Annotated in this window: 13 protein-coding genes and 3 tRNA genes; 5 read left to right on the top strand and 11 right to left on the bottom strand. The window is 68.7% G+C overall.

Annotated features, from left to right (window positions below):
• Positions 1-81: 81 nt before the first annotated feature.
• Genes AB0F72_RS00930 through AB0F72_RS00920 form a run of 3 tightly spaced genes read right to left on the bottom strand, consistent with a single transcriptional unit; the run spans position 82 to position 2,987 of the window.
• The gene (locus AB0F72_RS00930; RefSeq protein ID WP_360423009.1) at positions 82-1,389 is read right to left on the bottom strand and encodes a TRAP transporter large permease; all 1,308 of its coding nucleotides are present in this window, start codon (positions 1,387-1,389) and stop codon (positions 82-84) included.
• Positions 1,390-1,402: 13 nt separating this feature from the next.
• Positions 1,403-1,909, bottom strand: a complete 507-nt coding sequence (locus AB0F72_RS00925) for a TRAP transporter small permease (protein WP_360423006.1) — start codon at positions 1,907-1,909, stop codon at positions 1,403-1,405.
• A gap of 40 nt (positions 1,910-1,949) precedes the next feature.
• The gene (locus tag AB0F72_RS00920; RefSeq protein WP_360423003.1) at positions 1,950-2,987 is read right to left on the bottom strand and encodes a TRAP transporter substrate-binding protein; all 1,038 of its coding nucleotides are present in this window, start codon (positions 2,985-2,987) and stop codon (positions 1,950-1,952) included.
• Positions 2,988-3,264: 277 nt separating this feature from the next.
• On the opposite strand from AB0F72_RS00920, the gene AB0F72_RS00915 reads away from it, so the two are divergent.
• Positions 3,265-4,218, top strand: coding sequence for a DUF4862 family protein (locus AB0F72_RS00915; protein WP_360423000.1), 954 nt, complete (start codon positions 3,265-3,267; stop codon positions 4,216-4,218).
• Positions 4,219-4,245: 27 nt separating this feature from the next.
• On the top strand, positions 4,246-5,523 hold the full coding sequence (gene nhaA / locus AB0F72_RS00910; protein WP_360422997.1) for a Na+/H+ antiporter NhaA: 1,278 nt from the start codon (positions 4,246-4,248) through the stop codon (positions 5,521-5,523).
• Between the two features lie 200 nt (positions 5,524-5,723).
• Here the strand turns inward: nhaA and AB0F72_RS00905 are convergent.
• The 4 genes from AB0F72_RS00905 to AB0F72_RS00890 all read right to left on the bottom strand — a co-directional run bounded on the left by AB0F72_RS00905 (position 5,724) and on the right by AB0F72_RS00890 (position 6,294).
• Positions 5,724-5,795: transfer RNA gene (locus tag AB0F72_RS00905), tRNA-Val, on the bottom strand.
• A gap of 10 nt (positions 5,796-5,805) precedes the next feature.
• Positions 5,806-5,876: transfer RNA gene (locus tag AB0F72_RS00900), tRNA-Cys, on the bottom strand.
• 38 nt (positions 5,877-5,914) lie between these two features.
• Positions 5,915-5,987, bottom strand: a tRNA-Gly gene (locus AB0F72_RS00895).
• A gap of 115 nt (positions 5,988-6,102) precedes the next feature.
• Positions 6,103-6,294: a hypothetical protein gene (locus AB0F72_RS00890; protein ID WP_360422994.1), complete on the bottom strand. Its 192-nt coding sequence runs from the start codon at positions 6,292-6,294 to the stop codon at positions 6,103-6,105.
• A gap of 235 nt (positions 6,295-6,529) precedes the next feature.
• Between AB0F72_RS00890 and AB0F72_RS00885 the strand changes: the two genes are divergently transcribed.
• Positions 6,530-7,336 (top strand): hypothetical protein, encoded by an 807-nt coding sequence (locus AB0F72_RS00885; protein ID WP_360422991.1) that lies wholly within the window; start codon positions 6,530-6,532, stop codon positions 7,334-7,336.
• Between the two features lie 320 nt (positions 7,337-7,656).
• On the opposite strand, the gene AB0F72_RS00880 is transcribed toward AB0F72_RS00885, so the two are convergent.
• The 4 genes from AB0F72_RS00880 to AB0F72_RS00865 form a co-directional block, all read right to left on the bottom strand.
• Complete coding sequence (locus tag AB0F72_RS00880) at positions 7,657-8,079, bottom strand: acyl-CoA thioesterase (protein WP_360422988.1); 423 nt, start codon at positions 8,077-8,079, stop codon at positions 7,657-7,659.
• 114 nt (positions 8,080-8,193) lie between these two features.
• Positions 8,194-9,420: a PEP/pyruvate-binding domain-containing protein gene (locus tag AB0F72_RS00875; RefSeq protein ID WP_360422985.1), complete on the bottom strand. Its 1,227-nt coding sequence runs from the start codon at positions 9,418-9,420 to the stop codon at positions 8,194-8,196.
• The gene (locus tag AB0F72_RS00870; protein WP_360422982.1) at positions 9,417-9,992 is read right to left on the bottom strand and encodes a transcriptional regulator; all 576 of its coding nucleotides are present in this window, start codon (positions 9,990-9,992) and stop codon (positions 9,417-9,419) included. The genes AB0F72_RS00875 and AB0F72_RS00870 overlap by 4 nt, the downstream gene beginning before the upstream one ends.
• 17 nt (positions 9,993-10,009) lie before the next feature.
• Positions 10,010-11,086: a trypsin-like peptidase domain-containing protein gene (locus AB0F72_RS00865; RefSeq protein WP_360422979.1), complete on the bottom strand. Its 1,077-nt coding sequence runs from the start codon at positions 11,084-11,086 to the stop codon at positions 10,010-10,012.
• 277 nt (positions 11,087-11,363) lie between these two features.
• On the opposite strand from AB0F72_RS00865, the gene AB0F72_RS00860 reads away from it, so the two are divergent.
• Positions 11,364-11,960 (top strand): hypothetical protein, encoded by a 597-nt coding sequence (locus AB0F72_RS00860; protein ID WP_360422976.1) that lies wholly within the window; start codon positions 11,364-11,366, stop codon positions 11,958-11,960.
• On the top strand, positions 11,957-13,465 hold the full coding sequence (locus AB0F72_RS00855) for a glycosyltransferase family 2 protein (protein WP_360422973.1): 1,509 nt from the start codon (positions 11,957-11,959) through the stop codon (positions 13,463-13,465). Before AB0F72_RS00860 ends, AB0F72_RS00855 begins: the two co-directional genes overlap by 4 nt.
• Positions 13,466-13,691 lie beyond the last annotated feature (226 nt).

Here is a 13,691-nt window from a genome sequence, read left to right as displayed (position 1 = left end):
GTTCTCCTTACAGCTGTGGGGGCAGCCCCGGCCGGCGGCGCAGCCGGGGCGATCCGGATTCGGTGGAGGTATCGACCTTGATCAGGGCATCAGGCCGAAGAGCTCCGGCAGCCAGAGCGACAGCCCGGGCGTGAAGATGACGACGATCAGGCAGATCGTCAGCGCAGCCAGGAACGGCAGCAGTTGGCGGACGATGCCCTCGATCGGCTGGCCGGACACCTTCGCTCCGACGAAGAGCACGGTCCCGACCGGTGGGGTGATGGTGCCGATACTGAGGTTGAAAATCATCATGATGCCGAAGTGGATCGGGTCGACACCGAAGCTGGCCACGATCGGCAGGAAGATCGGCGTGAAGATCAGGACGGCCGGGGTGGCGTCCATGAAGCAGCCGACGACCAGCAGGATGACCGCGATCAGCAGCAGGAGCACGACCGGGTTCTCGCTGAACCCGAACATCGCGTCCGCGACCAGCTCGGGAATCTTCGAGAAGGACAGGACGAAGCCCATGATCGTCGAAACGGCGATCAAGAACATGACCACTGCCGTGATCTTGGTGGACTCCAGCAGGATGCCCGGGACGTCGCGAAGCTTGATCGTGCGGTAGAGCGCCGACTGGATCGCCGAGTAGAACACCGCGATGGCAGCGGACTCGGTCGCCGTGAAGAAGCCGGCCAGGATGCCGACGATCACCACGGCGATGAGCATCAGCGACGGCAGGGCGATGAGCAGCACCCGGGCACCCTCGCGGAGGCCGACCCGCTGGGTCTCCCGCAGTTCGGGGTGCCGGCGGACGTAGAGATACACGACGGCGGAGCAGGCGACCGCCCACAGGAGTCCGGGCAGGTACCCGGCCACGAACAGGGCCGCGACCGAAGATCCCGACACCAGGGAGTACACGATCATCAGGTTGCTGGGCGGGACCAGCATCCCGCCCGGGGCTGAGGCGACGTTGACCGCGGCGGAGAAGTTCTTGTTGTACCCCTCCTTGGCCTCCAGCGGGCCCATCGTGGTGCCGATCGCGGCCGCCGCCGCGATCGAGGATCCGCTGACCGCCCCGAACAGGGTGTTGGCCGCCACGGTGGTCTGGGGCAACGACCCCGGCACCCGGCCGACCAGCACCTTGCCGGCATTGATCAACTGCAGGGCGATGCCGCCTTGACTCATGATCACACCGGCTAACACAAAGAACGGGATGGCCAGTAGTGCGAATGAGTTGATCCCGCGGAACATCTGCTGTGCCGCGGTGAGCGCTCCGTTGTCGAAGCCGACCACGACGAACATGGCCAGCGTTGAGGACAACCCGACCGCGACGCTGATCGGAGCTCCGATCAGCAGCAGAACGGCGATACCGACGACCAGGACGAGACCCGCAAGTGCTGCGGCTTCCATGAATTCCTCCTTCCTACGAGAGCGCGGTCTCGGCTTCCAGGTCGATGGGGACCTCGTCGCCCTTGCTGATCGAGATCGTGTGGTAGACGGCGTAGAACGCGGTGATCACGCCGGAAATGGGCAGGGCCAGGTACATCCACCCGACATTCAGCGGCAGTCCGGTCAGGGTCTGGTCCCAGGTCAGGTGCACCACCTGGTAACCGCCCCAGATCAGGGTCAGCGCCGCGAACGTCAGCGTGGCGAGCTGAACGAGGACGGCGGTGACACGCTGGACCTTCTCCGGCATCCGCTGGACCGCCAGATCGGCTGCGACGTGCCCGCGCTCGCCGAAGACCCAGGCCCCGCCCAGCAGGCCCAGCCAGATGAACAGGTACTTGGCCAGCTCCTCCGACCAGCCGCTGGGCGAATTCAGCACCTGCCGGGCGAACACCTGCCAGCCGACATCGAGCACCAGAGCCGCGAACAACACGATGCAGCACCAGCCCAGCACTCGATCCAACACATTCTTGACCGCGGTCATCCCGCCAGCCCTTCCGCTGTCACCCACCCGGACCGCCGGCTCACTTGGCGGCCGCACGAACCTTGGCGTGGATGCCGCGGATCTTGTCGTTGTCGAGCTTCTGCTGCGTCAGCGGAGCGATCAGGCTGGTGAAGGCGGCCGAGTCGACCTCGTTGAACTTCGCGCCGGCCTTCTCGGCAAGGGCCTTGGACCGGGGGATCTCCTGACCCCAGAGCTGTCCCTCCTCCTCGACCGCGAGGGCGATCTCCTCCAGGAAGATCTTCCGGACGTCCTCGGGCATCGCGTCCAGAACCTTCGGGTTGATCAAGAGGTAGTCGGGGAGCATCAGGTGCCGGGTGTAGCTGTAGAACTTGGCGACCTCGGCGTGCTTCACGTTGGCGTACGTGAGTTCGTTGTTCTCGGCGCCGTCCAGAACTCCGGACTGAATGGCGGTGTAGACCTCGCCCATTCCCATCGGAGCCGGGCTACCGCCCATGAGCTTCATCATCTCGACGTTCGTGTCCGACTCGATGACACGGATCTTCAGGCCCTTCATGTCGGCGGGCGTGTTGATCGGCTTCTTCGAGGTGTACATGTTCCGCACCCCGCCGTGGAAGGAACCGAGCACGCGCAGGCCCTGGCTGTCCAGTGAGGAGTACAGCTCGGAGACGATCGCCGGGTCGTTCGTCGTCTTCCGCTGGTGTTCCTGCGAGTCGAAGGTGAACGGCAGGTTGAAGACGATGAAGTCCTTGTTGAAGCTCTCCATCAGGGGCGCGGCCACCATCGACATCTCGATGGTTCCGGCCTTGACCAGCTCGACGGTGTCCTTCTGCGTGCCGAGGGTCTCGTTCGGGAACACCTCGATGTCGTACTTGCCGCCGGTCCGCTGCTTCAGCCGCTCGCCCATGGCGTCGAGTGCGATGAACTGCGGGTGATTCGGCTGCTGGTTGAACGCCAGCTTGAAGGTCTTCTCGGCTTTCGCGCCGCCGTCCTTCGTGTCGCCCTTGCTGCTCGTTCCGTCGCCGGCTGCGCACCCCACCAGGGCGAACGCGGCGACCATGGCCGCGGCGGTGAAGGTAACGACCTTGTTCCTTCTCATGCTGACTCCTTCTCGGTACACCAGCGCGTGCCGCACTGCGGCGGTCCGCAGGTCCGAGGGCGGTCCCGGGAGCGGGGGCCCTGAGGGGTTGAGGACGGTCCTTGCGGGACACTCGATCTCGGTGCAAGATTCATGGAACCGCGTTCCGTCGAACGGAACCATAACCAGGAGTAACCGAAGCGTCAATCCTTTTTTGTGATCACCAACACCCGCCAAGAGACAGCTCCGGCCTGCGGTCGCGGCTGCTGCCTCGGCACGCCACCCCACGGAGGAATCGATGACCAACCCCGCCGGCATGTTCCTGTCCGCGTACATCTCCGCGCCGACGGATCCCGTCGCTGAAGACGCCTTCTACGACGCGGCTGCCGGGCTTGACATCGACGGTCTGGAGTTCGCGCTGTTCCCGTCCGGCGCCCGAACCCTCGAGCCGGACTGGATCCGGGCGCACGTCAACCCGGGACACGATCTGATCGTCTCGCTCGTGCCGTCGATGATGGCCGCACTTGGCAGCACTCCGAACTACGGTCTGGCCTCGACCGACGACGTGCAGCGGAAGCGGGCGTTGAGCGACGTCGGGCGGGCATGCGACCTGGCCGTCAGCCTCGCCGCCGAGTACGGGACCCGGCGGGTGGTCGCGATCGAGGTGCACACCTCCCCCGGTCCCCGCGGTGGCTCCCTCGAGGCGTTCCAGCGATCTCTCGCCGAGATCCTGACCTGGGATCGGGCCGGCGCCGAATTGCTGGTCGAGCACTGTGACGCCTACGTTCCCGGCCGGACACCCGCCAAGGGCTTCTTCCCGCTGGCGGACGAGATCGCCGTCGTCCGGTCCTTCGGCCTGCCCGCCGACGTTCTCGGGATGAGCCTGAACTGGGGCCGCTGCGCCATCGAGGGACACGGACCACGGCTGCCGATGGAGCACATCCGGGCCGTCACCGACGCCGGGCTACTGCGGGCCTACATCTATTCCGGCGCGACCGGCGAGGACACCATGTGGGGACCTGCCTGGACCGACATGCACATCCCCAGCCGCGGTGACGCTCCCGCCCTGGCCGCTTCCGCGGCATCCCTGCTGGGGCCCGACGAGATCGCCGAAACCCTCCGCGCGGTAGGTGACACCCCACGGATCGGCTTGAAGTTCGGTATCCGCCCTACCGACGCCGATGTGGCGACCAGGCTCGCGGTTGTCGAAGCGACCCTCGCGCAAATCGTCGCTGCCCGCGCTGCCGGCTGATCCGACCCCGCACCGGCCACCGCCCCGATGAACAACCGAACGATCAACGCCTTCGGCAGCCTGTCCCCTGGCGGCAGGCGCAACTTCACCGACACCCTCCGGGCAGAGAACGCCGGCGCGATCCTGCTCGCCATCGGAACAGTGCTGGCCCTGATCTGGGCCAATTCACCGTGGCGCGACTCCTACACCGACCTGAGCAACACCGTGGTCGGCCCCGCCAGCCTGCACCTGAACCTCTCCATCGCGGACTGGGCCACCGACGGACTGCTGACAATCTTCTTCTTCGTCGTCGGCCTGGAACTCAAGCGCGAATTCGTCACGGGCCAGCTCCGCAATCCCGCCACCGCAGCGGTCCCGATCGTCGCCGCGGTCGGCGGCATGATCACGCCGGCCGCCGTCTACACCCTGGTCAATCTCGCCCACGGCGGCCCTTCGATGGGCGGCTGGGCCATTCCGGTCGCCACCGACATCGCCTTCGCGGTGGCGGTGCTCACCCTGTTCGGCCGCAGCTTGCCCGTCGCGCTACGAGCCTTCCTGCTCACCCTCGCCGTCGTCGACGACCTGCTCGGCATCGTCGTCATCGCGGTGCTCTACGCAGACGGCCTGGCCTTCGGGTGGCTGGGCGCGGCCCTCCTGATGATCGGTGTTCTCGCCGGCCTGACCCGGCGGCACGTCACCGCCTGGATCCTGGTCCCGCTCGCTGTCCTGGCCTGGGCCTTCATGCACCTGTCCGGAGTCCATGCCACGATCGCCGGCGTCCTGATCGGGTTCACCGTTCCCGCGCTGGCCCGGGACGGGGAGGATCGCAGCGTGGCCGAACGTTGGGAGCACCGCTGGCGTCCGGTGTCAGCGGGGCTGGCCGTCCCGGTCTTCGCCCTGTTCGCCGCCGGAGTCAGCCTGAGCCCGGACGCCCTGGCAACGACCCTGACCGAACCCGCCGCCCAGGGCGTCATCCTCGGGCTCGTGGCCGGCAAACCCCTCGGCATCATGCTGGCAACGTTTGCGCTGGTCACTCTTACCCGAGCGGCCCTTGACCAGAGGGTTACCTGGCTGGACCTGCTCGCCGTCGCCGCGGTATCCGGGATCGGGTTCACAGTCGCGCTGCTGATCGGCGAACTCTCCTTCGCCCCCGGCACCCCCCAATCGGAGCCCGTCAAAGCCGGCATCCTGATCGGCTCTCTCGCCTCCGCCGTGATAGGCGGCCTGCTGCTCACGTGGCGGAGCCGAGCGCACGAACGCCGCCGGAGAGCATCAAGTCGGGGCACGGCCGGGCGACAGCCCGGCGAGCGACGCGGCGCTGCATGACCCGGACGACCGCCGGGTGAAGCTCCGCACGACCCGCCCACACCGACCCGGCGGTCGTCACCCATCACCCACGGGAGCACACCGCAGAGCCCGATCACCGTAGATGATCTTGCCCCCGTCTGCTTCACCGTAAGCACCAAAACGCCAACGGCCCGTTACCAGAATCCTGGTAACGGGCCGTTGAGCTGCATAAACTTCTGTGGGCGATACTGGGATCGAACCAGTGACCTCTTCCGTGTCAAGGAAGCGCGCTCCCGCTGCGCCAATCGCCCTCGTCATCCGAGGTGGAGACGGGATTTGAACCCGTGTACACGGCTTTGCAGGCCGTTGCCTCGCCTCTCGGCCACTCCACCGAGGCGGCCGATGCAAGGATCAGCAACAGCCCTCTCCGAGCGGACGACGGGATTCGAACCCGCGACCCTCACCTTGGCAAGGTGATGCGCTACCAGCTGCGCTACGTCCGCACGCCCCCGGAGTCTTTCCCGGCGACGGATGAAACCTTAGCCGAGGCCTGCCCCTGTTGACAAAGCGGGTCCCCTCACCGCGATTCCCCACAGCGCGCCGGCCGTCGTGGGCCGGTCATCGCGGGTCGCCCAGGATTCGGCGCATTTCGGCGGCGAGTTCGGTCTGGAAGGCGGCGACGCTGCCGTCGACGACGCCGACGCGGTAGTCGGAGCCGGTCTCGGGGTGGTCGGCCTGCGCCTGGTCGCTGTGCCGGGCGGCGCCATCGGTGTGGCCGGCGTTATACGCCTGCAAAGAATCGTCGAACACGGCGACAAACCTCCCACACCCGGGCGGCCGTGGCGCTCCGGCCTTCAGGTCGAAAGAACCGTCACGCAGTGGAGTTTCCGCACCTTGCGGAGGGGCCCGGTGTCGGCGGACCGGACACCGCCGGTCGGCGTTTCCGGTGGGCAGCGATCAACCACAGTCGACCCTCACTGTGATCACAGACTCCGCACAACCGGGGTGCCGATGCTTGTCTCCGGTGACCAGTCGAGGAGCCTTGATGACCACGCATGACCAGGAAAAACAGTCCGTCAACCCGGAGCCGGCGGCCCCGACGGCGGGCGGCGGCGCAGCAGACGAGCCCACCGCTGCCGTCGTGCCGGCCGCAGGCCCTTCGTCACAGCCGGGCCCTTCGTCACAGCCGGGCGCCGCGGAGTCACCCACCACGGCGACCGAGATCATCACCGCGCCGCCGGACGCGATCACGCCGACCGAGGTGGTGCCGACACCGCCCGAATGGGCGCAGACCGGACAGTCCCTCGAGGTGAGCGCCGCCTCCGCCGCACCAGTTCCCGCCGCTGACGGATCCGGCACGAGCGCTACCCCCACCACGACGCAGACCGCGCCGGGCGCTCCCGGTGAGCCGCCCGCCGGCGGCGGGGTCCCGCCGACGACGGATGCCGGCGCCCCGCCTCCGTGGATGCCGCCATCCAAGGTCTCCGCGAAGGAACGGTTCGCGAAGAGCCCGAAACTCGTCCTCGCGGCGGCGGTGCTGTTCACCGCGGTGGCGAGTTCCGGCCTGACCGCCGGGATCATGTCCGCGACCGGCGACGGCGCCTCCACGCCCGGCGTGACGGTCCAGCAGGGCGGTCCCGGCACCGGCATGCGTGGCGGAGGCGGTTTCCCCGGCGGCGGCGGCTTCGGCGGCGGCCAGGGCGGCTCCGGAAGCGACCAAGGCACCACAGATCAAGGCACCACAGATCAAAGCACCACAGACCAAGGCACCACAGACCAAAGCACCACCCAGCCGGGCACCACCGGTCAGGGCACTCAGCAGGGCACCACCGAGCAGGGCACCGGCACCTGATCCGAACAGCGTCGCCAACCACGACCACCCGAACCGAAGGCGGCGTGACTCCCCCCGGGTCGCGCCGCCTTCCCTATCGTCCCCTCATCACTCGCCGCACCCGTGACCGTCACCCGGCGTGCGAGCACCAGAGGTAAACACAACGCTGACCGGAAAGGCGCGGACGCCCCAGGCCCCACAGAATGACGCAAAGCGCCAACGCTCCACGGTCACCAGTCACCCACCGTCACACCGCGCGCCCTTCACGCGGATCCAGGCGAAAGACGCGGCACCACCCTGGGCAAACATCTCCAAGATCGCCAAAAGCGGGGCGGATCGCCCTACAACCCCAGGACACCCGGGTCGGACGCCAGCTCGCGCAACCGCTCCGCCGGACTCGGCACCAACCGGCGACTCTCCCGGTCCAGCAGCCCCGCCACCCCGGTGACCGCCGCGACCGGCGTCCCGTCGACCCGGGTGTAATCCTGCTCCACCCGGAACGTCTTGCCCGAACCCCAGAAGAAGCGGCAGTCGACGTCGACCTCGTCGCCCGAGCGGAGCTCCTTCAGGTACCGGATGGTGGTCTCCAGCACGACCGGCCCGCATCCGGCCGAGACCAGCACCTCCGGGGAAAGGCCGGCGGCCTGGAAGCACTGCCAGCGGGCGTGTTCGCCGTACTGCAGGTAGACAGCCTGGTTGACGTGCCCCTGGACGTCGAGTTCGTAGCCGCGTACCGCGATCCGTACCTGAAAGAGGTCAGCCATCGCCCGATCGTCACACACCATCAGCCCCAGCGCTGGAACTGCGCCTCCGCCTGCCGCGCACGGCGGCCGGGTCGTTCGACGATGAAGTGCGCATTCATCGCTGGCCCGCCGGCGTTAGGCCTCGCGCCACTCCCGGAACCGGCGTAGGTGATCGTCGTCCGCGCCGGTCGTGACGGGCGCCTCGCCGAGGACGATCTCGCCGCTCGTGCCGTCGATCGTCACCAGTGTTCCTTCGTCGAAGGTGCGGCCGTCCACCCGTACCCGCGAGTTGTCGAGATCGACGGAAAGTCCTGCCTGGACCACCGCGGGTTTGCCCATCGACCGCGCCACCACCGCGGCGTGGCTGGTCGCGCCGCCGAGGACCGTGACGACGCCGGCGGCCGCGGCCAGACCGTGCATGTCCATCGGTGAGGTGTGCGGCCGGACCAGCACGACAGGTCCGGTGGCCGCCATCCGCGCCGCCCGGTCCGACGTCACAGCGATCCGGCCGCAGGCCACACCGGGGCTTGCGCCCCGGCCTCTGGCGATCACGTCCAGGTCCGGGCCGGTCCGGCCGATTCTCCGGGTACGGGTGAAGCGGGCGTCCCCGGGCACCCGGCGCACGGCTTCCGCCCGGTCGATGAGTCCCTCGTCGACCAGGTCGACGGCGACCCGCACCGCCGCCGGGCCGGACAACCCGCCGGGCCGGACCTGCAGCAGCCAGAGCTCACCGGACTCGATCGTGAACTCGACGTGGCAGGCGTCCCGGTAATGCCGCTCGGCTTTCTCCAGGGCCGCCCGGAGCGCCTCCCGCTGCGGCGCGGCCAGCTCGGACAGCGGCCGGGTGGCGGACTCCCCGGCGACCACGGCGTCGCCCTGCGCCCGCAGCGCCATCTCGCCGAACATCACCCGCTCGCCGGTGTTCGGATCCCGGCTGAAGGCGACCCCGGAGCAGCTGCGCTCGTCACGGTCACCGAAGACCATGGCCTGCACGATCACCGACGTGCCGAGGTCGTGCGGGATCCCGTGGATCTCGCGGTAGGTGATCGCGCGCGGGCTGTCCCAGGACGCGGCGACCGTGCGGACGGCCTGTGCCAGATCGTCGCCGACGTTGAGGATCGTGCTCATCATGCCCGGCATCGAGACGGCGGCGCCGGAACGCACCGAGACCAGGAGCCGCTCCGATCCCTCGCCGCTGCCGAAACGCCGGCCGGTGGCGATCTCCAACCGGCGGATCCCGTCGGCCAGCATCGCGTCCAGGCTGGCGCTGCCGGTCTCGGCGGGGCCGATCGTGAACCAGGGCGGCACCGGCAGGCCGAGGGCGCGCAGCGTGCCGAGCCCCTGCTCCTTGGCCGAGCTCACCGCGGGATCCCGAGCGTCGCCAGCAGATCTTCGTGCAGCTGGAACCAGACCGTGTGGTACGACTCCATGCTGTCCGCGAGATGCTGCAGCTCACCGGCTCGCACCCGGTCGAGCGCCTCGCCGAGCCGGACCCGATAGCGCCCGAACCGGGGCAGAGCCGAGGTCAGCGTCGCGAGCACCGCACCGGCCCGGTCGTCCAGGTCGGCGACGCGGGTCAGAATCCGCTGGTCGTACCCGGGGTCGGTGTGATCGTTGACCCCGGCGCCGCGCATCTGCCAAGCGGTGCAGAGATCGAGCAGCTCCGGATTGAGGACCAGGAACCGCTCGAAGGCCGCCGTGATCGCCGGCCGGGCCCCCGCGGCGTCCAGCTCCGCGGCGGTCCGGCGGGCGTCCTCGGCGCGGCCCCTCTCGGTGAGCCCCCAGCCGCCGAACTCACCGGGTGTGCGGGTGACGAACCCCTCGACGGCCAGATCGATCAGCTCGGACTCGGCGTCGGACTCGGGCATCCCCGCTGCCCGGGCCACCCGTCCCAGCTCAGCGACGCCGATACATCGCAGGATGTGCAGGACCATGCCCGCCAGGATAGTGATTACTGTTGCGCTCCCAGTTTCACCGTCGCCGTGCCGGACTGCCCGCCGCGGGTGTAATCCACCGTGACCGTGTCGCCGGGATTCTTGGTCAGGGTCACCGCCGCCACGTCGTTCGTGGTGGTCACCGCGCTGCCGTCGATCGCGGTGATGACGTCACCGGCTTCCAGGCCCGCCTTCGCCGCCGGGCTGCCGGGCACCACCGACCGGATGTAGACGCCGCCCGCCCGGCCCTGCGCCTCCGGAACCGTGATCAGTTCGACCCCGAAGTACGCGTGGGTCACCGTCCCGGTGTCGATGATCTCGTCGGAGACGGCCTTCGCGTGGTCGACCGGGATGGCGAACCCGAGCCCGATGTCCCCGCCGCTACCGCCGCCGCCGCTCGGGTCCGGGATGTTCGCACCGGCCGACGGCACGCCGACCAGCTCGGACGCGCAGTTGACGAGCGCGCCACCGCTGTTGCCCGGGTTGATCGCCGCGTCGGTCTGCACCGCCGAGACCAGCAGCGCCGTCTCCCCGTTGTCGCCGGGCACCTCGATGGTCCGGTCGAGCGCGCTGACGATCCCGGCGGTGACCGTGTTGGAGAGGCCGAGCGGCGCGCCGAGCGCGACGACCGGCTGGCCCACCTGCACGTCCTCGGACCTGCCGAACGCGATGACCGGCAGGTCCGACTCGCCCTCCACCTTGATCACCGCCAGGTCGGACTTCGGGTCGCGGCCGACGATGGTGGCCGGCACTCCCCGGCCGTCGTTGAAGAGCACACCGACCTCGCCGCCGTTCGCCGCCACCGAGATCACGTGGTTGTTGGTGAGGATGTAGCCGTCGCTACGGATGATCTCGCCGGATCCGGTGCCGCCGGTCTCGCCGTTCGACGCCGAGATGGTCACCACCGACGGCAGCGTCTTCTCGGCCACCTCGGTCGCCGCGCACGTCGTGGCGGTGCTCTGCGACGCCGCCGGGGTGCCCGCCGCGGGCTCCTCGTTGGCCGACACCGCCACCGCACCGGCCACCGCGCCGAGCGCGGCCGCGACCGCCATCCCGGCCCACATCACCCAACCGCTGCTGTTCGCGGTGTCCATGCTCACCGTCTCCTCGTCTGTGGGTCCGTCCCGCAGTCCAGAAAAGGTGATCCGGCCCGATCCGGCATCCCCCGCAGTGAATGAACCGTCGCCGACATGGCGCGGCCGGGGAGACAGGGTTCAGGTGAGGCGCCCCGCACACGGGCGAACTCTCAACTCCGCTATCGCACCGCCGACAGGATCCGCCGACCCCTGGCTGTAACCAGGCGCGTCACTCCCCCCGCAGTCGACGAGCGAAGGGTCACCCGTGCACCTCCCCCGAAGTGCGGCAGTCGGCATGGCAGCAGTCATGCTCTGCGGCAGTCTCAGCGGCTGCAGCAGCCTCAAGGAGCTGACCAGCAGCAGTAAGCCGCTGCTCGGCGGCAGTTCGACGAGCAGCCCCGAACCCTCCGCCGCGGCGACCGGCACGGACGCCGCGGCGAAGAAGACGGAACGCGAGAGCGGCCCGCTGGACACCGGCACCGTGACCCATCGCCTCAAGCAGGGCGACTTCACCGTCACGCTGAACTACTGGACCTCCGACAACGCGAAGCTCTACACCGCCGCGTCGGACAAGACGATCAACGTGGCCGCCCACATCGAGGACGCCGACAGCAAGCACCGGATCAAGGTGAGCACGTTCCAGGTGACCCAGGACGACGGCACGGCACGGGTCGACGTCACCACCGACAGCGGGTCGTTCGACATCACCCCGCCCTATCCCTACAACACCGTGGTGACGCTGCCGGCAGCGACGACCGGAGCAACGACGCTCACGCTGACCTTCCGGATGGATCTCCTGGTCGAGACCACCCCGAAGTCGAACAGCTACTACCGCTCCACGGCCCTCGACACCCTGACCCTGCCGTTGATCACGAAGGGCGCCACTCAGTGAGCGAATCCAGTCCCGGCCTGCGCCGGGCGACCGACCGTCAGATCCTGCTGCCACGCAGCGCCAAAGCGGGTCCGCTGGCGCTGCCGCCGGTGCCCGCGCTGGCCGAGCTCGAGGCGGTGGAGACCACCGCCGGCGAGTTCGCCGCGGCCGCCGCCACCCCCCGGCACGCGACGATCAGCTGCATCATCCCCTGCTACAACGAGCAGGAGACGATCGGCGACGTCCTGCGGAGCATCCTCGCCCAGACGCGGCTGCCGAACATCATCCACGTCATCATCAACAACACCGACGACGACACCCCCGAGATCGCCCGTGGCTTCGAGGGCCGGCACACCCGTACCGTGAAGGGCGAGGAGTTCGTCACCACCGTCCACGTCCACGACATGGGCGTGAACCCCGACAAGAAGGTCGGGGCGCTGAACTACGGATACTTCCTCTCCCGTGGCTACGACTACATCCTCGGCGTCGACGGCGACACCACCCTCGCCCGGGACTGCGTGGAGCGGCTCGAGCTGGAGATGACCGACGACCCGCGGATCGGCGGGCTGAGCGCGATCTACAGCATCGACAAGAGCCGCTACAAGGGCCTGATGGCGCGCTTCCTGATCGCCGGCCAGCGGGCGCAGTTCGGCGCCTTCAACATGGACAACCTGCTCCGCGGCCGCAACATGGCCGTGCTGGGCGGCCAGTGCAGCCTGTTCAGCATGCGGGCGCTGGAACAGGTGATGGTCCGCCACCACCAGCAGGCGCCGTGGGTCCGGGACAGCGAGGTGGAGGACAGCAAGCTGTCGCTCCAGATCAAGGACGCCGGCTACAGCACCAAGATCAGCGCCTCGGCCCGCGCCTACGTCGGCCCGATGACCAACCTGCGCGCGCTGCACGGCCAGCAGGTGAAGTGGAACTTCGGCGCCATCGACCTGTTCTGGCCCGGCCAGCGGGGCGACAACAAGGGCCAGCCGCTGCACCCCAACCTGCGGCTGCGCTGGTACGAGAACATCGCGATGGTGTTCAACATCGGCTCGCGGCTCGGCTTCATCCTGCTGCTCGTCGCGTCGCTGTCGATCGACGCCTTCGTGTTCAACCCGATCTGGCTCATCCCACCGGCGGTGGCGGCGCTGCTCAACCTCCGCCTGGCGCTGGCCATGAAGGACAAGAGCGCGTCCGACCTGCTCTACGCCGCCCTGGCGTTCCCCGCCGAGCTGTACATGTGGATCAGGATGGGGCACTTCGTCTCCGCCTGGACGCAGTTCCTGGCCCAGACCGACAAGGACAACTGGGCGGCCCAGGCCAACGCGGAGAAGGGCAAGGGCTCCGCTTACGTCATGCCGCTGGTGGTGCTGCTCGCCATCATCGGCGCCTCGATCTACGCCTGGAGCCAGCAGAGCATCTCCGTCCAGTCCGCGATCCTCAGCCTGGGCTGGCCGATCCTCTACATCTTCACGATCGCCCAGACCGTCTTCATGCTCAAGAAGCTTTTCCGCCGCCACCGCGGCTTCGCCGTCTGATCCCGCCCACACCGGCCGGCCGATCGTCGACGATCGGCCGGCCGGCGTCAGCCGCCGCCGTCGAACGCGAGACCACGCGACTGCGAGACCGGCTGCGCACCATCGACACCGAGCCCACCCTGCCGTTCCGACGCCTGCGCGATGGCGACTACCAGAGGACCCGAGCCCTACGCGAGGATCTACTGCCGGGACGTACCGATCTCGGCATTCACTCCGCCCACGGCGG

It is taken from the genome of Actinoplanes sp. NPDC023936, assembly GCF_040639325.1.
Classification (GTDB): domain Bacteria; phylum Actinomycetota; class Actinomycetes; order Mycobacteriales; family Micromonosporaceae; genus Actinoplanes.
Note: the sequence above shows the minus strand (reverse complement) of the source record. Positions and strands in the feature narration are given on the sequence as shown.

Excerpts from the sequence above, each read along its gene's own strand:
- AB0F72_RS00930 (WP_360423009.1), bottom strand. The coding sequence starts at position 1,389 with ATGGAAGCCGCAGCACTTGCGGGTCTCGTCCTGGTCGTCGGTATCGCC.
- AB0F72_RS00925 (WP_360423006.1), bottom strand. The coding sequence starts at position 1,909 with ATGACCGCGGTCAAGAATGTGTTGGATCGAGTGCTGGGCTGGTGCTGC.
- AB0F72_RS00920 (WP_360423003.1), bottom strand. The coding sequence starts at position 2,987 with ATGAGAAGGAACAAGGTCGTTACCTTCACCGCCGCGGCCATGGTCGCC.
- AB0F72_RS00915 (WP_360423000.1), top strand. The coding sequence starts at position 3,265 with ATGACCAACCCCGCCGGCATGTTCCTGTCCGCGTACATCTCCGCGCCG.
- nhaA (WP_360422997.1), top strand. The coding sequence starts at position 4,246 with ATGAACAACCGAACGATCAACGCCTTCGGCAGCCTGTCCCCTGGCGGC.
- AB0F72_RS00885 (WP_360422991.1), top strand. The coding sequence starts at position 6,530 with ATGACCACGCATGACCAGGAAAAACAGTCCGTCAACCCGGAGCCGGCG.
- AB0F72_RS00880 (WP_360422988.1), bottom strand. The coding sequence starts at position 8,079 with ATGGCTGACCTCTTTCAGGTACGGATCGCGGTACGCGGCTACGAACTC.
- AB0F72_RS00870 (WP_360422982.1), bottom strand. The coding sequence starts at position 9,992 with ATGGTCCTGCACATCCTGCGATGTATCGGCGTCGCTGAGCTGGGACGG.
- AB0F72_RS00865 (WP_360422979.1), bottom strand. The coding sequence starts at position 11,086 with ATGGACACCGCGAACAGCAGCGGTTGGGTGATGTGGGCCGGGATGGCG.
- AB0F72_RS00860 (WP_360422976.1), top strand. The coding sequence starts at position 11,364 with ATGGCAGCAGTCATGCTCTGCGGCAGTCTCAGCGGCTGCAGCAGCCTC.